The organism is Streptomyces hundungensis (assembly GCF_003627815.1).
GTDB classification, from domain to species: domain Bacteria; phylum Actinomycetota; class Actinomycetes; order Streptomycetales; family Streptomycetaceae; genus Streptomyces; species Streptomyces hundungensis_A.
The window spans coordinates 922,024-939,707 of sequence record NZ_CP032698.1; the positions used below are offsets into that span (position 1 = coordinate 922,024).

Annotated in this window: 17 protein-coding genes; 8 read left to right on the forward strand and 9 right to left on the reverse strand. The window is 67.6% G+C overall.

Annotated elements, in window-relative coordinates:
• Positions 1-150: 150 nt before the first annotated feature.
• A complete protein-coding gene (locus DWB77_RS04160) occupies positions 151-864 on the reverse strand; it encodes an SDR family NAD(P)-dependent oxidoreductase (RefSeq protein WP_120727337.1) in 714 nt (237 codons plus the stop codon).
• A 91-nt stretch (positions 865-955) separates the two neighbouring features.
• On the opposite strand from DWB77_RS04160, the gene DWB77_RS04165 reads away from it, so the two are divergent.
• A complete protein-coding gene (locus DWB77_RS04165; protein ID WP_120719938.1) occupies positions 956-1,576 on the forward strand; it encodes a TetR/AcrR family transcriptional regulator in 621 nt (206 codons plus the stop codon).
• A gap of 44 nt (positions 1,577-1,620) precedes the next feature.
• Positions 1,621-2,466, forward strand: coding sequence for a GNAT family N-acetyltransferase (locus tag DWB77_RS38745; RefSeq protein WP_246033398.1), 846 nt, complete (start codon positions 1,621-1,623; stop codon positions 2,464-2,466).
• A gap of 211 nt (positions 2,467-2,677) precedes the next feature.
• On the opposite strand, the gene DWB77_RS04175 is transcribed toward DWB77_RS38745, so the two are convergent.
• A complete protein-coding gene (locus DWB77_RS04175) occupies positions 2,678-3,157 on the reverse strand; it encodes a hypothetical protein (RefSeq protein ID WP_246033399.1) in 480 nt (159 codons plus the stop codon).
• Between the two features lie 491 nt (positions 3,158-3,648).
• On the opposite strand from DWB77_RS04175, the gene DWB77_RS04180 reads away from it, so the two are divergent.
• Positions 3,649-8,142 (forward strand): RICIN domain-containing protein, encoded by a 4,494-nt coding sequence (locus tag DWB77_RS04180; RefSeq protein WP_120719939.1) that lies wholly within the window; start codon positions 3,649-3,651, stop codon positions 8,140-8,142.
• A 559-nt stretch (positions 8,143-8,701) separates the two neighbouring features.
• Here DWB77_RS04180 and DWB77_RS04185 read toward each other — a convergent pair.
• The 3 genes from DWB77_RS04185 to DWB77_RS04200 form a co-directional block, all read right to left on the reverse strand.
• Positions 8,702-9,103 carry a ParB N-terminal domain-containing protein gene (locus DWB77_RS04185; protein ID WP_120719940.1) on the reverse strand — a complete coding sequence of 134 codons (402 nt, stop codon included), beginning with the start codon at positions 9,101-9,103 and terminating at the stop codon, positions 8,702-8,704.
• A 260-nt stretch (positions 9,104-9,363) separates the two neighbouring features.
• The gene (locus tag DWB77_RS04195; protein ID WP_120719941.1) at positions 9,364-10,095 is read right to left on the reverse strand and encodes a response regulator; all 732 of its coding nucleotides are present in this window, start codon (positions 10,093-10,095) and stop codon (positions 9,364-9,366) included.
• Positions 10,096-10,117: 22 nt separating this feature from the next.
• Positions 10,118-11,308, reverse strand: coding sequence for a sensor histidine kinase (locus DWB77_RS04200; protein ID WP_162952419.1), 1,191 nt, complete (start codon positions 11,306-11,308; stop codon positions 10,118-10,120).
• Between the two features lie 274 nt (positions 11,309-11,582).
• Between DWB77_RS04200 and DWB77_RS04205 the strand changes: the two genes are divergently transcribed.
• From DWB77_RS04205 to DWB77_RS04215, 3 genes are all read left to right on the forward strand, one after another.
• Positions 11,583-12,320 carry a peptidoglycan-binding domain-containing protein gene (locus DWB77_RS04205; RefSeq protein WP_162952420.1) on the forward strand — a complete coding sequence of 246 codons (738 nt, stop codon included), beginning with the start codon at positions 11,583-11,585 and terminating at the stop codon, positions 12,318-12,320.
• A gap of 67 nt (positions 12,321-12,387) precedes the next feature.
• The gene (locus DWB77_RS04210) at positions 12,388-12,906 is read left to right on the forward strand and encodes a hypothetical protein (RefSeq protein ID WP_246033400.1); all 519 of its coding nucleotides are present in this window, start codon (positions 12,388-12,390) and stop codon (positions 12,904-12,906) included.
• Between the two features lie 107 nt (positions 12,907-13,013).
• Positions 13,014-13,388, forward strand: a complete 375-nt coding sequence (locus DWB77_RS04215; protein ID WP_120719944.1) for a peptidoglycan-binding domain-containing protein — start codon at positions 13,014-13,016, stop codon at positions 13,386-13,388.
• 231 nt (positions 13,389-13,619) lie between these two features.
• Here DWB77_RS04215 and DWB77_RS04225 read toward each other — a convergent pair whose 3' ends face one another.
• Positions 13,620-14,027, reverse strand: coding sequence for a nuclear transport factor 2 family protein (locus DWB77_RS04225; protein WP_120719945.1), 408 nt, complete (start codon positions 14,025-14,027; stop codon positions 13,620-13,622).
• Between the two features lie 147 nt (positions 14,028-14,174).
• Here DWB77_RS04225 and DWB77_RS04230 point away from each other — a divergent pair, with 147 nt between their 5' ends.
• On the forward strand, positions 14,175-14,750 hold the full coding sequence (locus DWB77_RS04230) for a TetR/AcrR family transcriptional regulator (protein ID WP_120727343.1): 576 nt from the start codon (positions 14,175-14,177) through the stop codon (positions 14,748-14,750).
• Positions 14,751-14,812: 62 nt separating this feature from the next.
• On the opposite strand, the gene DWB77_RS04235 is transcribed toward DWB77_RS04230, so the two are convergent.
• Entirely contained in the window at positions 14,813-15,376 is a 564-nt protein-coding gene (locus DWB77_RS04235) for a dihydrofolate reductase family protein (protein ID WP_120719946.1), read from the reverse strand.
• 130 nt (positions 15,377-15,506) lie between these two features.
• A complete protein-coding gene (locus DWB77_RS04240) occupies positions 15,507-16,331 on the reverse strand; it encodes an SDR family NAD(P)-dependent oxidoreductase (RefSeq protein ID WP_120719947.1) in 825 nt (274 codons plus the stop codon).
• A 128-nt stretch (positions 16,332-16,459) separates the two neighbouring features.
• Between DWB77_RS04240 and DWB77_RS04245 the strand changes: the two genes are divergently transcribed.
• Positions 16,460-17,059: a TetR/AcrR family transcriptional regulator gene (locus DWB77_RS04245; RefSeq protein WP_120719948.1), complete on the forward strand. Its 600-nt coding sequence runs from the start codon at positions 16,460-16,462 to the stop codon at positions 17,057-17,059.
• A 7-nt stretch (positions 17,060-17,066) separates the two neighbouring features.
• On the opposite strand, the gene DWB77_RS04250 is transcribed toward DWB77_RS04245, so the two are convergent.
• Complete coding sequence (locus DWB77_RS04250; protein ID WP_120727345.1) at positions 17,067-17,537, reverse strand: MarR family winged helix-turn-helix transcriptional regulator; 471 nt, start codon at positions 17,535-17,537, stop codon at positions 17,067-17,069.
• Between the last annotated feature and the right edge of the window lie 147 nt (positions 17,538-17,684).

Consider the following 17,684-nt stretch of genomic DNA (forward strand, 5'->3'; position numbering starts at 1 on the left):
CCCCATGCGCCGACGGCCGCACGGGGCGAGCGCGTCGACCGCCTGCACCGGCTCGACCGGCTCGACGTCGACAGGAACCGGGCAGCTCACTCCACAGACCGACCCATCCCATACCGGACGTATGGTTGGCGCGCCGACCGGCTCGCGGCCTCACCAAGGGACGGTCTCACCATGGCGATCCAGGAATTGCAGGCCACGCGCCCCGGCCTGCTTCTCGAGGACGTCGGCGACCTCCGGGATGCTGTCTTCCGGGCTAAGGGGGGCGTCCGGTCCGCCGAGGCGGGTTCGGTTGTGGCCGGGGTCCATGAGCAGCTTGGTGTGTCCGTCATCGGCATGCCGGGTGGCGTAGCTGCGCATCAGTTGGTTGAGCGCTGCCTTGCTGGCCTTGTAGAGGTCATACCCGTCCTCCATGTTGCGCGTGATGCTGCCCTGCTCGGATGACATCACCGCGACGGTTCCGCCCGGCGCGACGAGTGTGCGCAGTACCTCCAGGACGCGCAGCGGACTCAACGCGTTGGTGACCATCACCTCCGTGAACATGTCGGTCGGGACTTGGTCGATGGGCACTTCGCCGCGGTCGATCGCGGCGTTGACGAAGAGCAGATCGAGCCCTTGGCCTGCGACGAGCCACCGCTCTTCCAAGCGCTCGCGCAGGCCGCCCAGTTGATCGAGATCGGTCATCTCCAATGACTCGATCTCCAGCTGTCCGGTCGAGGCGCTCTGCATCGCTCGCAGTTCGCCGTCTTCTTGCCGTGCCGTGGCGATGACCCGCCAGCCGCGTCGCGTGAGCTCGCGGGTGAGCACGAGACCTAACCCCCGAGACGCTCCGACAACAAGGGCCTGGCGGTGGGTAGTTGATGACACCTTCACTCCATTCTCAGCGTGGAACTCACGTTAGACGCAACGTGGCGTCTAGACAACGGAGGGCGTCCTGTCGGCCGGTATGGTGTCTGGCATGCCCGCTACCAGCTCTCAACCCCGTCGGCAGCGCTCCGGCAACCGGCGCGACGAGGCTGCGCGCCTGGCGGTGCTGCACGCCGCGGACGATCTGCTCGCCGAGCACGGCTTCGGCGGACTGACCATCGAAGCCATCGCGCGTCGTGCCGGCGTCGCCAAGCAGACGATCTACCGTTGGTGGCCCTCGAAGGTCGAGATCCTGCTCGACGCACTCGTCGAGGACAGCGACAAACGGTTCCCGGTACCGACGGCGGAGCCCACGGCCGCGAGCATCCGTGACTACCTGTACGCCTTCGCGAACTTCCTCGCCACCGACCCCGCGGGCAAGATCCTGCTCGCGCTGATCGCCGAGGCCCAGCACCACGCCGATACCGCGGAACGTCTCCACAAGCGCTATCTCGACCCGCGCCGCGCCCAGGAACGCGAGTTGCTCGCCCGCGCCGTCAGCGCCGGCGAGGTGTCCCCCGCCCTCGACCCCGACACCGCGATGGACGCCCTCGTCGGCCCGATCGTCTATCGCGCCCTGACGGGGGCACCCCTGCCCCGAGAGTTGGCGGACACCCTCGTCCGGGATCTGCTCAAGCCTCGCTCGACGCGACAGCAGCCCGAGGCCGGCTGACTCTCCCCCACCACCCGTCCCGTCACCCCCTTGTTCGCGACGCCATGAGCGTGCGCCGATGGGTTCCTCAATGCCTGGACCTCGTGCGCTGCTACGTGATCAAGTTGGGGATGACATCGTTCTGGACCGGCAAACGGGTCCGCCTGCGCGCCATCGAACCCGACGACTGGAGCGCGTTCAGGCGCTTCGCCGAGGACGAGGAGGGCTTGGGCGACCTGCTGAATCCGCCACGTTCCGCCGTAGTCGGCGCTGTCGGATCGCACGACGCTGATCCCCGTGCTGGTTGGTTCGAGTACGGCGTCACGATGGGCGCTGTGCACCGGCGAAAAGGCTATGCGTCCGAAGCCGCGGTTACCTCGATTGTCGGCGTAGACGCGCTTCTCCGTACCGTCCCGCCCTTGACCGACGTTGCGCCGCACACTGCGGAAGTCAGCCGCCCGACCGACGGGATACGTGACAGAGGATGGAGGCGCGCGTGGACCGCTGGTTGGCAGTCGTGTTCCACTGCGCCCATGAGTCTGGCGGTAGATGTCTTCGTGGTCGAAACGGATGGCGAGTTGCACGTCCTGGACGTCCCGGAAGGGTCCTGCGACCTAGCTGGCTTCGAGCGTTGGCGTACGGCGGTGTGGGGCTCGGACGTCGTCCGTTCACTGGGCGCACGATTCTTCCCCGTGCTGGCCGACGACGATCTGAAGGTTGAGCCCGGCGAGGTGCCTGCATTTCTCCAGGAGTGTGCTCTGCTCCGAGAACACCTGGAGACCGTCGTCACTAGCACCGTGCGGACACGGACCCTGGAGGAACACCGGCACGTAGTCTCTTGCCGGTTGGCGAACATCGAGGACGCCGCGCGCCGCGCGCAGAGCGTAGATGGCGGTGTCCTCATCTGGTGACCTCGGTGTCCGAGGACGACGAACGCGACCGGATAGAGGTGATCGTCGGTGGCGTCGTTGATTCCGGTGACGTACAGGCACTGGTGGGCGGTGAACACGTGGTCGGCAATACCTTCGGCACAGGGCGTCCAGAGCTGTTCGGCGGGGTGCATGTGCCGTCTCGTCGCTCTCGCTGGTCTCGATCTCGTACAGGGCCGGAGTGGTCATGCGCTCACCTCGCGACGGCGGCGTCCAGGAGCGCGACGGCGTCGGCCTCGTACGGGTCCGTGAACAGCTGGTGGTCGCTCACGTCGAACGGCCCGAACCGCACGCAGACGCGGTGGCCGGGCACGAGGGTGGTCTCGTGTCCGTCCAGCGCGGCGGTGAGCCGATCGTAGTCGCACTGGGCGTGCCGGGTCTGGGTGTACGGGCCGAGGCGCAGCAGGGTGTAGCCGCCGTCGAGGATGCCATCTTTACAGTGGCGGGCCTCGATGTAGAGGGAGTAGTGCGCGAGTTCCATGCCGACGTCGTCGGCAGGGGCAGGCTGGCGGCGGCGTGGGTGAGCATCGTGTAGCCGGGCTGCCAGAAGCCGAGGATCGCGGTGGTCTCGCAGCGCAGCCAGCCGCGGGTCGGTGTAGCCGATTTGGCGGCCGTGGAGGTAGTAGGCGCCCGCGTGCGGGCTGACGGGGTGGACCAGGGCCACGGTGATCACGTCCGGGCCGTGGTCGTTACCGGGCCTGGGTGCGCGCGCTCCACGTGGCCGGGCGCTCGCGATCGAGCCATTTTGGCGCGCCGGTGATTCGCCCCCTCCCCTGTTCTCTCCATGCTCACACCACGGGCTTTCGAGGTGGCGTATGCAGCAGTCGCCTCCGGGTGCGGTATCCGCCTTGGCTTGTCCCAGACAGTCCCCGGAAGACCCTTGCCACTTACAGCATTCTTATGTCTAAGGTGGACACCTCGCGCACACAGGTTCTTCACCCAACCGTGTCCGTGTACTCGGTGGCCGGGGGCCCACCCATGGGGGAGTGCCGTGTCACCGTCCACGTGCCGCGTCTTTTTCTACGATCCCGTTCGCGTGGCGCGTCTGTGATGCGCGGTCAAGGCGTCGATCCAGAAGCCTTGGTCGGTTCCCGGTCGTCTGTCCCACCCGTGTGAACGACGACGAAGAAGGATGCCTTGAAGCACTCCAGTCCTTGGTTCCGTATGCCTGGAACGCGAAGATCCCCTGCTCTGACCTCGGTCGTAACCTCGGTTACCGCGCTGGCAGTTGCAGCCGGGTTGGCGATTCTGCCGCAGGCCCTGGACCTCGGCGCGAAGACCAAACCCGTCGTCGACGCCGATCCATGGGCAGACAGCGGCAGCGCTGGACAGCTTCGGATGGACCAGTGCCTGATGGCGGATGTGCTGCGGTTGGGCGGCCCGGCGATGGCTCAGACCGCCCAGGACGGTCTCAACCTGCCGGCCGACAAGCTGCACGTCCTCGCCGACCGACAGTTCTGGCAGCAGACACCCCTCGCAACTGCGTATCAGAAGGACCGTGAGGCAGGGGACCAGCAACTAAAGGATCTCCACACCGCAGAGCAGCAGTTCCACTTCGGCGGGCTCCTGAACCCACCCGGAACCCACGACATCGGTGACGACCACCTGAGCTTCTATGACCAGCTCGGTCTGACGAAGTGGATCAACGACCAGTGGTGGAGGAGTGAGTTCGACTTTTACAACGACCCCACCCCCACGATGGATGTGCCGACACGTCAGGCTGTCGAGGCTCTGGGCGGGCCGCGGTACACGATGTGGAGCACGGATGGTGACGGGAACTACGACGAGCGCAAAGCGTTTTACTGGATGGGTTCGGTCTCGAAGTTCAACGGCGATTTCGGAGCGGACGACGGGCGGATCTTCCTTGCCTCGGGAGGATTCCCGCGCACGGCGCCCCAGCCGGGTAGCCCGGAGTACCGCATAGCTGTTGAGGACGTGAAGTCCCGTTTCGCATCATGCGCGTGGCGGAACCCGCTGGATCCGAATCAGGTACTCACCGGCATCACGGGTACAGCCGCTTCGGAGTGGCAGCAGGAGATCGCTGCCGAGGCCCCGCAGCGCAACCAGATCCTGAACGCGAGCAAGGACGCAAGCACGGCACTGATCTCCGGCTCCAAGGCGTTGGGGACGCTGCTCGGCCATTCCGAGGTCGCCGACCACATGGCCCGTTGGCAGGACTACTGGGCGCCGGGCGGTGCGGGGTGGCTCAAGGACTCCACCACCGTGATCCAGGTGCACGCGGCGCAAGGCAAGTGCCTGGACGTCGAAGGGGGCAGTTCGGCCAACGGAGCTTCCGTCCAACTCTGGCCGTGCAACGGATCCTCCGCTCAGAACTGGAGGATCACCGCCGACGGCTCACAGCTCGAGCTGCGCAATGCCAGCGGCCCCGGCACCAATCTCGCGGCCAAGTGCCTTGATGTGGCGGGTGGCAAGACGGACGACCGCACAGCAATCCAGCTCTATACGTGTAACGGCACGCCCGCCCAGAAATGGGAGATGAACCTGCGGGCCACCACGCCGCTGAAGAATGTCGGCTCGGGCAAGTGCCTGGACCTGAACACCTTCGACAACGGCAAGGACTCGTGGCTGTGGCGGTGCAACGGCACCGCGTCACAGCAGTTCGACGTCAAGGCTACCCAGCTGGACTTCCGTGACCAGCCAGTCAAGGCCGACTTCGACACAGCCAAGAAGCTCACCGCGACTGCCCAGACGGGGGCGAAGCAGCAGCTCGACATCCTTAGGGGGCAGCTCGCCGTAGCGCAGAAGGCTGCCGCGTCCTCGGACGCGGCGATGCAGACTTCCTACACCATTGCGGATGCCTCAGGTGCTCCGCGTGGCCGTGGTCTGTTGGTGGGTCAGCAGAAGGATCAGGTCACCAAGGGCACGCTGGCCGCTCTCCAGGCGATGGTGAAGGCCGGTGAAACGGCCGAGGCCGCCACCCGGGCGTCTGCGGGGGACAGTCAGACCATTGCGCAGCGCGCGCTGGCGCAGGCTGCGCAGGTGCAGACCGAGTTCCGCAAGAAGGCCGCGGAGACGGCCGAGTTGCAGGCCAAGGCCGCAGCGGATGCGGCGAAGATCCACCGCGACAACGCCAAGAAGGACAAAGAGACGGCGGAGGCAAAGCTCGCCGACACGGTGAAAGCGGAGGCCAAGGCCAAGGCGGCCGCCGCCGACGCGCACGCGAAGCGGCTGGCCGCCGAGGCCGAGTCGGCGACAGCGAAGGCGGAGAAGGAAACAGCCATCGCCAAGCAAGCCGATGCCGCCCAGCACCGGCAGAACGCCCAGACCGAGGCGGGCAAGGCCAAGGACGCCAAGGACAAGGCAGAAGCCGCCGAATCCACCGCAGTCGAGAAGAAGAACAGCGCCGTCACCGCACGCGACAATGCCAAGGCCAAGCGAGACGACGCCTGGGACGCCCAACAGAAGTCCGACGCGGCCCGAGCCAAGGCAGACGCGAAGGATGCGTACGCCCACGCGCACGAATCCGATGACCAGGCCAAGGCGTCCAGAGCTGCGGCAGATGAAGCGGCCAGGCAAGCAGATGCCGCCGAAACCGCCGCAAGCAACGCCAGGTCGGAAGCGGACGCAGCAAGCCAGGCGGCAGCGGACGCCGATGCGGCAGCCACTCGTGCCGAGGCAGCAGCCAAGCGTGCCCGCTCCGACGCGGATGGCGCCCAGGCCGCCAAGCTCGTAGCCGATGCCGCTGTGACTACCGCGACCAGCGCCGAGGCCGATGCCGTCGCAGCGTCGCAACACGCTTCCGCCGAGGCCAGCGCGGCAGTCGCTCTCGCCGATGACGCCGAAGAGAAGGCGAAGACCGCTAAGTCGGAAGCCGACGCAGCGAGCAAGGAAGTCCCCAAGGCTGTCGAGGCGGCAGCCAAAGCAGCCGGCTTCGCCCACGTCACCGCGCAGGCCGCCGAGGACGCCGGCAACGCGGCTGCTCAGGTTGCCAAGCCCGCCAACGACGCCATCCAGCTCGGCTCTCCCTACGTGACCACCGACTCGGCAGCCGGCCTTGTGGTCCTCACCGGTCAGGCGTCCAAGACGATCGCCGAGCAGCAAAAGGCCGTCGCCGACGCCCACGCCAAAAACGCCAAGGAAGAGGCCGCCGCGGCTCAAGCCCTCGCCGACCAGGCCCAGGCCGACACCAAGGAGGCCTACCAGCACGCTGCCAACGCCGCCCGCTACGCCGCCGACGCCCGCGGCTACGCCACCGAAGCCCTCGGCTACGCCTCCGACGCCGCGACCGCGGCGTCCAAAGCTGCCAACTCACTGGCCCGCACCGTCGAATACGACCGCCAGGCGACGGAAGACGCGGCAGCCGCCAACACCGCTGCTGGCACCGCCGAGAGCTATGCCAAGGAAGCCCGCACCGCAGCCGATCAAGCCGCACTCGACGCCACTGCCGCCCATGCGGCAGCGGACAAGGCCACCCAGGACGCCAAGGACGCACGCGCCGCAGCCGACCGCGCCAACACCGCGGCAACCCAAGCCGAACAGGCGGCGAAGGATGCCGACAAGTTCGCCAAGGAAGCCCAGGACGCCGCCGACCATACTTCCCAGACGAACGCCAATAAGGAAGTAGCCCAGGGATCTGGAACTGGAATCCCAGGCGTGTTCGCTGTCCCGGATGAGTCGACGGTGAAAATCGTCAGCTCCAGGCAGATCGGTAAGTGTCCAGGCATGCCGGAAGCGGCATTCCAGGGCTGCGATGCGACGTATGACCTGGTCGTCACCTATCAGGCCGACGTCTATGTGTGCACCGATGCTCAGGCCCAAGCCACGCCCAGTGGGTGCCCGAAAACTGCGTGGGAGTTCATCCAGCGAGCGACACTTGAGAACGTCAGGATCGACGGCTGGACACACCACTTCTCCGGCAAGGACATCGTCCGTGCCGGATGGCAGAACATCTTTGGGGACGTACCCGGAGCGGTCCTCTTCTCTTTCTTCGCCGAAGACTTGATGGACTGCTGGCACGGCAGTGCGAAAGCGTGCGCTCTGAGCATCGCCATATGGGTCCCCCTTGATGGCGCTCTCGCCCCGCTTGCCCGTGCCATTACGGCCGTCGACGCATCCATCAAGACCGGCATAGGTTTCACGGACGCATGGCGGGCCCTTCGATCTCTCCCGCTGTCCGAAGAGGCCCTGGCCGGACTTACGAGCAAATCTTTCAAGAATTTGCGAGAGTTCTGCACGAAGGGGAAGGTGCCCACCGCTAAAGGCCTCCTCCGGACGAGCGCGAAGATCGCCCAGGCCGGTGACTCCCCGTGCACGGAATACGCAAACGATTACGGAACCGGGTCCCATGGAATCATGGGTAACATCAACGGAAAGGGTGTCATCGATCTCATCGTTCTCGCCGAAGAGGGGAAGACGCCGGGCGGCGCCGCGATGATCGATGAACTCATGGGGAAAATCGACTACAGCGGAGCAGAAGGAATGGGCGGAACCTGGCTGGGCGGCGGCGAGATGAAGGATAATTTGGACAGCTTCAATGCTGGCATTCAGAGCCTCATGTTGACCCCTGAGGAAGCAGCGCGACGGACTTTCACAGGTAAGATGGCTTCGAAATATGGATTCAACGGGAGAGTCGAATTCATCAAACTCGAAGGTACTCCTGGGGAGTACACCAAGGTTGAGGTGGTGTTTCACCGATGAAAGATCCGAAGCTGGTCGCGATTGGCCTCCGCGAACGAGCAGTACGCGGCGATGACACGCTGAATATTGCACTGTGGGTAAAGGAGGAGCTCGGAAGTGGGGCCACCTTCTTCGCTTTCGTCAGCTGCTTCTTTCACGGCCTGAGCGTTCCGATCTCGGCGATCAGGCAGCTCGAGGGGTGGAGAGGCGTAGGGGGGAATCGAGACGTGTCGGACGCGGAAGTAAGAATGAGTCTGGATCCGTATGTCCTTCCGCTCAGGCATCAGTCGCCGGACCGGGAGCCGGGATGAGGGCCTTCGTGGCGACGTGATGCACAGGCCTCACCCCGCCCTATGAGGCCCTGCAACACCTTTATGCATGAGCGCTGAAACACAGAAAGGTCCCCGTCGCCCGGACCGGATCCGCGGCGGCGGGGACCTCTGAGGTGTCAGGCACTCATGCTGGTGTCGGGCGGCCAGTCCCGCCCCGCGAAGGCGTGGGTGAGGAGCCGGCGCGACGGCCTTCTTGTCGCCGGGGTTCATCGGTCCGCTGCCGTGTCCGTATCTGCGGACTCGGGCGGTCATGAGCGCGCCTCCTGGTGGCACAGCCACGCCTGCCCGTCCGGCCCCAGCGTGTGGTGCGAGTACGGCTCGTGCTCGACGGCCTGGACGTCCGGGTCCCAGAACCACCGGAAGGGGAAGGATTGCACGCCCAGTTCGAGGGCGGTGGCAGCCCGGTGGTGTCCCTCGAAGACGTAGACGAGCCGGTCGGCTGCGCGGACGCCCAGCAGGAGCGGTTCCCGGATCCCGTCCTTGGGGATCGAGGCCCGCAGTTTCTCGAGCACTCGGCGGTACCGGCCGTGCCGCTCGTGATACCGGCGAGCACCGACCCACGTGGAGAACTCGGCAGGCCGGACCAGCCCCGCCGGAGCGCCGCGGTGCGCATGCGCCCGGTCCAAGACTTGCCGTCGACCGCGCGGCACTTCAGCGCCGGCTCGGGTTCATTGAAGAAGGTCGCCTCCGCGACCAAGTCTTCTCCGGTGGCCGGCACCACGATCTCGTCATCATGGGCTTGCTCGCTGAGGAGTTCGCCCACCTCCACTCACCGGGCGGACGACCTGCCGCGCAGTAGGTGCGTTCATGGCAGCACCGGCTCACGCCACATGACCGGCGCAGCCACCACCCCGCCGCCACCGCACCGCCGTACGCACGGCGCGTAGGGCCGCGGATTGCAACCGTTGCCTCAGAAGGCCGTTGCCGGGCGCATTCCTGAGGTGCCTGAGGCACGGGCGGTGGCGATTCCGTGCTCGTAGGCGAACACCACGGCCTGCGCGCGGCTGCGCAATTCCAGCTTGGTCATCATGCGGTGTACATGGGATTTCACGGTTCCCACCGAGACGCAGATGCGCTGGGCGATGTCCTCGTTGTCCAATCCCTGAGCGACGAACTGGAGAACCTGTAGTTCCCTCTGCGTGAGCTGGGCGGGAAGCCGCTCGGGCGGCTGCGGCTGCGGCTGCGACAGCGGCCCCGGCACTGAAGGGGCCTCGGGAACGGCGTGGTACTCAACAAGCGTGCGCAGCCGAGCGGGTGCGACGAGCACGTCGGACTGGGACAGGGCGATGACGGCGCTCAGCAGTTGCCCCGGCGGCATGTCCTTGAGGAGGAATCCGCTGCATCCCGCGCGTAAGGCGGCGTAGAGCAAGGCGTCCTGGTCGTAGGTGGTCAGAATGACCACGCGCGGAGGCTCGGCCACGGGAAGCCGCAGAATGGTTCTGGCGGCGTCTATCCCGTTGAGGCCGGGCATGCGGATGTCCATCAGGACGAGGCCGGGCTGCTCCGCGGTCACCGCGGCGATCGCCGCCTGCCCGTCGGCCGCCTCGTGAATGGGGCCGAGTTCGTCCTGCCGGGTGCCAAGGAGTGTGGCGATGCCGGTACGTATGAGGTGCTGGTCGTCGACTACCAGAACACCTGACATGGTTGTCCCCCCGTGTCGCTGATCATGGCTGTGGTGCCGCCCAGGGTGGTCGGCCGCGGGGAATGGGCAGGACGAGCCGCACTGCGTAGCCTCCCCCTGGACGATGGCCCGTGGTCAGTGAGCCGGACCAGATTTTGGCGCGCTCGGCCATCCCTATCAACCCGAGTCCGGAACCCGGGCCGGATATCGCCCCCGTCCCCCGCCCGTCGTCCTCCACGAGAACGTGCAGTTCCGTCGCGCCGTAGGTGACGGTTACCTGCGCGTCGGCGGCGCCCGAGTGCTTGAGGGCGTTGGTCAGCGCCTCTTGGACGACTCGGTAGACGCAGAGTTCCAGGCCGCCGTTGAGGGGACGTATCCGGCCTTCCAGATGGACGGCGACAGGGAGGCCAGCGGCAGTGATCCGTTCGGCCACCTCCGGGATCCTGCCGATGGTCGCAAATGACGTGTCGTCGTCGCAGGTTGTTCCGTCCCCGGAGTCCGCGACTCGTAGCACCGTCAAGAGCCGGCGCAGTTCTTCCATGGCCTCCCTGCCCGCTCCGGCGGTGGCTTTCAGGGCTTCACGGGCCGTTTGCGGGTCACTGGTGAACACGAACTCGGCGAGGCCCGACTGCACCGTGACGGCGGTCATGTGCTGGGAGATGGCGTCGTGGAGCTCGCGGGCGATGCGCAGGCGTTCGTCGGTGACAGCGCGCCGAGCCTCTTCCTTTTCGTATCGCGCCAACAGCGTTGTCAGGCGCAGCAGTTCGGCGTTCTGCGCGGCAACTCGTCGATGCGCGAAGCCGATTGCCAGGGCCGCCGCGGGTGTGATGAGGGATTGCACGACGGTGACGACCGGATGCAGAACGGCGGCAATGCCACTGTAAGCAATAGCGCCCGCCACCAGGAGCGCCGGGATTACGGTGGCTCGGGAGGGGCGCCTCCCCGCCAGGCTGATCAGCGCCAGCACCGGCACCCAGTAGTTCAACGACGGCTGGTAGCCGCACGCGAGATAGGTGCACAGCCCGCCACAGCAGGCGGCCAGCGCGCCCAACGGGTACAACCGACGGGCGGCCAGCGGCAACGCGGTCGCCACGCTCAACACATGGGCCCGGGCATCGAACTCCGGCCACGGCGCCGGGTGGTAGTACCTCCCGGCCAGGCAGGCGCTGACGGCCAGCGCCACGGCAAGGGCGACGTCGACCAAGGGCGGGGTCCGGTACGTGGTCCCATGCATCGGCGCATCGTAGGGCACCGAGTGCGGCCCCCGCGATCAACCTGAGGCATACGCCCGGAGTACAACCGCGGTTGCAGGCGGGGTGAGAAGTTCGGACAGGGGTTTACTGACGCGGCTCGTCGCCCCTCCTAAGGTCGGTCACATCGCCCCACCCGAAGCGCTGCCGAAGCACTTTCGGAGCACTGCCGAAGCACCAGCGCCTCAAGTAGGCGCCGTACAGGGGTTGTTCTGCCGGACACGTCCGATGCCTGGCCCGTCCCATTGGAGTCCTCGCTTGCGATCTCAACCTGTCCTGCGTGCAGTCCTGTTCACCGTGCTGGTCCTCCTGGTGGGTACGGCCCAGGGCGCGTTCACCAGCACTCGCGCCCTGGCCGCCGACACGGTCACCTGGCGGCAGACCAACCTCGCGGGCCTGGGGTACCTGGCCTCCGGGGAGATCGACGGGGCCGACGGACCACGAACTCATGCCGCCCTCAAGGCCTTTCAACGCGACAACGGCCTGGACGAGGACGGTGTGTACGGCGCCCGCAGCGAACTGGCTCTGCACCGTCAAGTGCAAGCCGTCCAGAGCAAGGTGGGGGCGGCTGCCGACGGACAGTACGGCGCCGGGACCCGCTCCGCCGTGGCCAACTGGCAGAGGAACCACGGCCTGTCGGCGGACGGTACCGCCGGTCCGGCGACGATGAACGCGCTCGCCCTCGGGCGTACGGTCGAGCTGACCGCCCAGCGCATGTTCGCCGCCCACGGCTGGAGTGTCTCCGCCCAGTTCTCCTGCCTCCAGCGCCTGTGGGACGGCGAGAGCAACTGGAAGGTGTACGCCACCAATCCCTCCAGCGGCGCCTACGGCATACCCCAGGCCCTGCCCGGCTCCAAGATGGCCACCGCCGGCTCCGACTGGCAGAACAACCCCGCAACCCAGATCAAGTGGGGTCTGACGTACATCGACGGCCGCTACCACACACCCTGCGGCGCCTTGAGCGCCTGGCAGTCACGCTCGCCGCACTGGTACTGATCCGCATCCGCCTCCACCGACCACCCACCCATCCACACTCCCACCCACCCACTTCGAAGGGACCCTCGTGTACATCCGACGCCGCCCTCTCCTCCTGTCCGGGATGCTCGCCGCATCCGCGACCCTCGCCTTGTCGGGCACCGCGGACGCCGCCGTCGCGAAGCTCAGTCAGTCCGTCGCCGCCTCCCAGCTCGCCGCGGCCGGCGTGACCCACAGCTCCTCAGGTGGCTGCACCACGCGCTCCAACGCCCACTGCACCTCCTACGACCAGATCAACAAGGCCACCGTGGACGGCCTCAAAACCCTCAAGTCGGCGAGTGGATGCGCCATCAACGTCACCGGCGGCACCGAGGTCGGCCACGCGTCGGGGACGTACAGCCACTACAACGGCTACAAGGCCGACACCGCCCGCAACTCCTGCATCGACGGCTATGTCACCCGCAGCTTCACCCACATCTCCACGCGCGGTGACGGCGCCACCCGCTGGCGCTCCTCGGCGGGCAACGTCTACGCCAACGAAGGCTCGCACTGGGACATCACGTACTGCGGTGGCAACACGTCCTGCACCGCGGCCGCCAGCGCCTGAGCCGCGTCCTGGCACAGGCACCCGATACGGCGCCGCCACCACGACTCCCCCCTCTCACCCTCTGACCCCTCTCACCCCGAAGTCCCCTCAAGAATCGGAGAACAGCCATGCGCTTCAACCCCACGGCTCTCAAGGCCGCAGCCGTCGCCACGCTCGCCGCCGCCACCCTCGGCGGGGCCTTGGCTGCGCCCGCGAGCGCCGCGCCGGGCGTGCCGACGATCTCGGTCGGTTCCAAGAGCACCCACGGCGTCTGGTGTGTGCAGAAGGCCGTCAACAACTGGGCGGAGCGCACCGGACACGGTCGCCCCCTCGGGGAGGACGGCGTGTTCGGCGCCGGGACCAAGGCCTGGGTCGTCAAGTTCCAGGTGGCGTCCGGTCTCAACAACGACGGCAAGGTCGGCCCGCAGACCGGCAAGAGCATCCTCGACAACGCCGGCGGCTACCGCAACTACTGCTGGACGTACGTGCCCAGCCCCAACTAGGTCCTCCTCGGCAACGCAACCGGGCCCCGCGTACACGCGAGGCCCGGCTTCCGTTCCCGGCGGCGGCCGACGCACGCCGGGGCAGCGTCGCCGCCTCCGCGTACGTCAGGTGCTCGGGTATCGCCACGAGCGAGGCCGCGTCGACCAGGGCGAAATCGGTGAGCATGCCGTCCAGCGAGCCGCCGCGCTGGTCGAGGCGCGTCGTGCGACAACCCTTGATCGGTGTGACGCCTAAGCGTCCTCGGACCCGGTTACGGACTCGGTAGCCAGCGGGACCTCGCCCGCCGTCTTGCTGAAACCGAGCGCCTCCACGATCTGGCCGTTGGCCACACGCATGACGTTGACACCGCTCACCCACTCCTCGGGCCCCGCCCCGAAGCGGTAGCTCCACACGATCGTCGCGCGGTCGTCGGCCACGATCACCTCCTGCGGGGTGAACTGCGTGGACCGGTCGTCGACGAGCGTCGCCCACCACCGGGTGCATGCCTCGCGACCCACGACCCGCTCACCTCTCGGCGCGGGCTGGACGCTCTCCATGACGCAGTCCTCGGCGATCAGGTCCAGCAGGAGGTCCGCTTCCCGGTCGGTGAAGGCGCGGTTGAAGCGATCGATGACCTCGACGGTGCTGCGTACGGGCATGACATCTCCTCAAGTGCCCAGCACGTGCTGGGTAGTTGCTGCTGGCTGATCCCGTTCCGGACGACCCGGGCCGAGTAGACCATTCGGTCTACGACCTAAGAGATAGACCGGTTGATCTACCGTGTCAAGGGCTGGCACAATCACGCGATGAGCACTTCCGCCAAGCCGGGCCCCCGCGAGCGACTCCTGTCCGCCGCCCAGGAGTTGACCTACACCCAGGGCGTCGGAGTGGGCGTGGACGCTCTGCTCAAGGCGGCCGGGGTAGCCCGGCGTTCGCTGTACGAGCACTTCGGGGGCAAGGACGGTCTCGTCGCGGAGGTACTGCGCCGCAGCTCCGCCGAGGATCTCGATCAGTACCGGTCCACCATGGAAAAGGCCGGAGACGACCCCCGCGCCCGGTTGCTCGCCGTCGTCGACCGGCTCAACCTCATCGCCGCCGCACCCGACTTCCACGGCTGCCGCTATCTCGCCGCCGACCTCGCCCTGACGCAGCCGGAGCACCCCGGGCACGAGGTCACCCGGGCCTATCGGCGCACCCTTCAGGGGCTGTTCGCGGACGAGTTCGTCGCCCTCGGGCACAGCCGCCCGGAGTTCGCCGCGCAGCAACTGCTGCTCCTCGTCGACGGCCTGCTCGCCGCCGGCGCGACCCGCTCCGACCTCGCGCCCGCCGCCTCCCGCGAACTCGCCGAGCACATCATCGACGCGGGGCTCAAAGGGGCGTAGGCCATGGGGTGTTGGTGTGGCTCTCCGGAGCCGTGGGGCCCGTCTCGACGAGCATGAGTCCCTCAGCGCGCCACGCGGTGGCGGAGGTAGACGACGCCTGAGCTGAGCGTGCGGCTCTCGACGAGTTCGAGGTCCACCCGGCGCTCGCGCTGGGGGAAGAACGGAACGCCACCGCCGAGCAACACGGGGTAGACCCGGGGCCGGTATTCGTCGATCAGATCCGACGCGGCCGCCTCGGCGGCGAGGGCGGCGCCGCCGATGGCGATGTCGCCCTCCCCCGGCTCGGCTCGCAACCGTTCGACCTCCTCGGACAGGGTGCCGGAGGCCAGGCGCGCGTTCCCCTCCACCGCCGACAGCGTGGTGGAGAACACCACCTTGGGGAGCCGCTTCCAGAGCGCGGCGAACTCGCGCGTCGAGAAGTCGAGGGACGGGTTCTGGTCGGCGGTCTCCCAGTACAGCATCGTCTCGTACAGCCGTCGTCCCAGCAGATGGGCGCCGAGCTCTCGCACCTCGTCGGTCGCCAGCCGGAAGACCTCCTCGTCGGGAGCCGTCCAGTCGAAACGTCCGTCCGGCCCGACGATGTAGCCGTCGAGCGAGACGCTCATCGAATAGGTGACGCGGCGCACGGCGGTCCTCCCTGATGGCGGGCTTCGACAGTACGCCCGCCGGACGCCGCGCACCGCGAGACACGGACCGCCAGACATGGACCGCGGGACACGGACCGCCGGACACGGACCGCAGGCCGCCGGGCCCCGCTCAGCCCGGGGCGAGGCGGCTGAGGCTCTCCCAGGATCGGTACAGCTCCGTTCGGGCCCGGCCCATCTCCATGACGTGGTCGAAGGACTGGCTGCCGACGATCAGCCGTCGCGGCGGGTCCGGCAGTGCGGCCAGCTCCATGATGACCGGGGCGGCGGTTTCCGGCTCCGGTGAGACGGCGTCACCCCACATCGCCTCCATTTCGGTACGCACGGGCTGATACTGCGACAGGGGCTCGGTGGCCGTGGTGCCGGCGGTGAACAGGCCGGTGTTGTAGCCGCCCATCTGCACGACGGTGACCTTGATGCCGAAGCCCTCGACCTCCCTCGCCAGCGCCTCGCTGACCGAATCCAGCGCGGACTTGCCCGCTCCGTAGAAGCCGACGGTCGCCATACCGCCGCCGGTCCCCATGGAGGTGACCTGAAGGAGTCGTCCTCCTCCTTGGGCACGCAAGTGAGGGAGGACCGCCTGGGTCACCCACAGAGCGCCGAAGAAGTTCACGTCCATATGGGCCCGGATCTGCTCCTCCGTGGCTTCCTCCACCATGCCGTAGAGCATTCCGCCGGCGTTGTTCACGACCACGTCCAACCTGCCGAACGCGGACACCGCCCGCCCGACCCCGTCGAACACGGCCTGTCGATCGGCGACGTCCAACGAGAGCGGGACCAGGTGGTCGGGGTACTTCTCCGCCAACTCGGCCAAGGGAGCGGTGTTTCGGGCGGCCGCCACCACCCGGTCCCCGGCCGCCAGGGCCGCCTCGGCGAAAGCCCTGCCCAGACCACGGGACGCACCGGTTATCAACCAGACTCGCGCATGCTGCGTCATAGCACCTCACCCCAAGTAAAAGAGACGAGCCGTCTCGGTTCGTTTCGGCTCATGGTGTGAGGCTAGGGCATCCCCCCTCAAGAGGCAATACGAACCGTCTCGTTTCATCATGGGGGTACGCTGCCCACATGTCCGACGAGATGGGGCCGGGCCACTCCCGGCGCAAGGAACGGTCCCGGCAGGCGATCCTCGCGGCGACCCGCGCGCTCGTCGCGGAGGAGGCGTACGAGAAGGTCACGGTCGAGGCCATCGCCGCCCGTGCGGGCGTCGGCAAGCAGACGATCTATCGGCGCTGGCCGTCGAAGAGCGCGGTCGTCTTCGCCGCACTCCTGGACCTGAGTGAGGATGCGGACGGGCAGTCGATCACGCTGCCCGACACGGGGGACCTCGAGGCGGACCTCAAGCTCGTCATGCGCGCCTCGGTGAAGGAGTTCGCCGACCCGGCCTTCGACCGGCTGATCCGGGCCCTCACCACCGAGATCGCCCAGGATGCCGCGCTGGCGGCCGAGTACCGCGAGAAGCTGGCCGAGCCGATGGCCGCGGCGAAGAAGGCACGCTTGCGCAGCGCCCAAAGGGCCGGCCGGCTCGACGCCGAAGCCGACCTCGATCTGGTCCTCGAAGTGCTCTACGCCCCGCTCTTCCAACGCTGGCTGCACCGCAGCGGGCCCTTGACCACCGCATACGCCGACTCGCTCGTCGATGTGACCCTCAGAGCCTTCGGCCCCTGAAGACTCTTCACTCAGAGCGCTGCCCAGGGTGCGAGCCGCCTTGGCTTCCGCACGCGCCCTCTTCCTCCGTGCGCGGCCAGTGCCGCCCTTCGACCGCTTCGGCGCTGCGGTTGAGGCGGGCCAAGGCGTCCTCCAGCTGACGCACCTCCTCGGGGGACCAGTCGGCCACCACCTCGGCCAGGCAGGACCGATTGATCTCACGATCGGCTCTCAGCCGGCGCCCGCCCTCGTCGGTGATGCGCAGCTTGCGGGCCGTGCCGCCGTCCGGATCCATGACGCGCTCGGCCAGTCCGCAGCGCAGCAGCGCGGCCGTCTGACGGTTCACGGTGGAGGTGTCGAGCCCGAAGGCATCCGCCAACTGCCCGATGGACATGGGACCTTGGGTGTCGATCCGGCAGAGCAGCAGATACGCCGACCGGTCGAGACGTTCGGGGTCGCGCTCGCGGCGGGCCAGCACCTGGTGCCGCGACAGCAGCATGAGCTCCCGCTCCAGTTTCTCCAGCACCGCGCCTCCCGCTCCTTCCGCTCTGCCCCTCCCGGCGCCCCATTATCGCGGGCCCCTCGACCGGCGAGCCCCTCGAGGGGCCCGGGTACGGCTCGCCAGGATGCCCAGGGACCGCAATAT

Coding starts and splice junctions, on each gene's coding strand:
- DWB77_RS04165 (WP_120719938.1), top strand. CDS start 956: ATGCCCGCTACCAGCTCTCAACCCCGTCGGCAGCGCTCCGGCAACCGG.
- DWB77_RS04250 (WP_120727345.1), bottom strand. CDS start 17,537: ATGCTGCTGTCGCGGCACCAGGTGCTGGCCCGCCGCGAGCGCGACCCC.
- DWB77_RS04195 (WP_120719941.1), bottom strand. CDS start 10,095: ATGTCAGGTGTTCTGGTAGTCGACGACCAGCACCTCATACGTACCGGC.
- DWB77_RS38745 (WP_246033398.1), top strand. CDS start 1,621: ATGAGCGTGCGCCGATGGGTTCCTCAATGCCTGGACCTCGTGCGCTGC.
- DWB77_RS04215 (WP_120719944.1), top strand. CDS start 13,014: ATGCGCTTCAACCCCACGGCTCTCAAGGCCGCAGCCGTCGCCACGCTC.
- DWB77_RS04230 (WP_120727343.1), top strand. CDS start 14,175: ATGAGCACTTCCGCCAAGCCGGGCCCCCGCGAGCGACTCCTGTCCGCC.
- DWB77_RS04225 (WP_120719945.1), bottom strand. CDS start 14,027: ATGCCCGTACGCAGCACCGTCGAGGTCATCGATCGCTTCAACCGCGCC.
- DWB77_RS04245 (WP_120719948.1), top strand. CDS start 16,460: ATGTCCGACGAGATGGGGCCGGGCCACTCCCGGCGCAAGGAACGGTCC.
- DWB77_RS04200 (WP_162952419.1), bottom strand. CDS start 11,308: ATGCATGGGACCACGTACCGGACCCCGCCCTTGGTCGACGTCGCCCTT.
- DWB77_RS04240 (WP_120719947.1), bottom strand. CDS start 16,331: ATGACGCAGCATGCGCGAGTCTGGTTGATAACCGGTGCGTCCCGTGGT.
- DWB77_RS04180 (WP_120719939.1), top strand. CDS start 3,649: ATGCCTGGAACGCGAAGATCCCCTGCTCTGACCTCGGTCGTAACCTCG.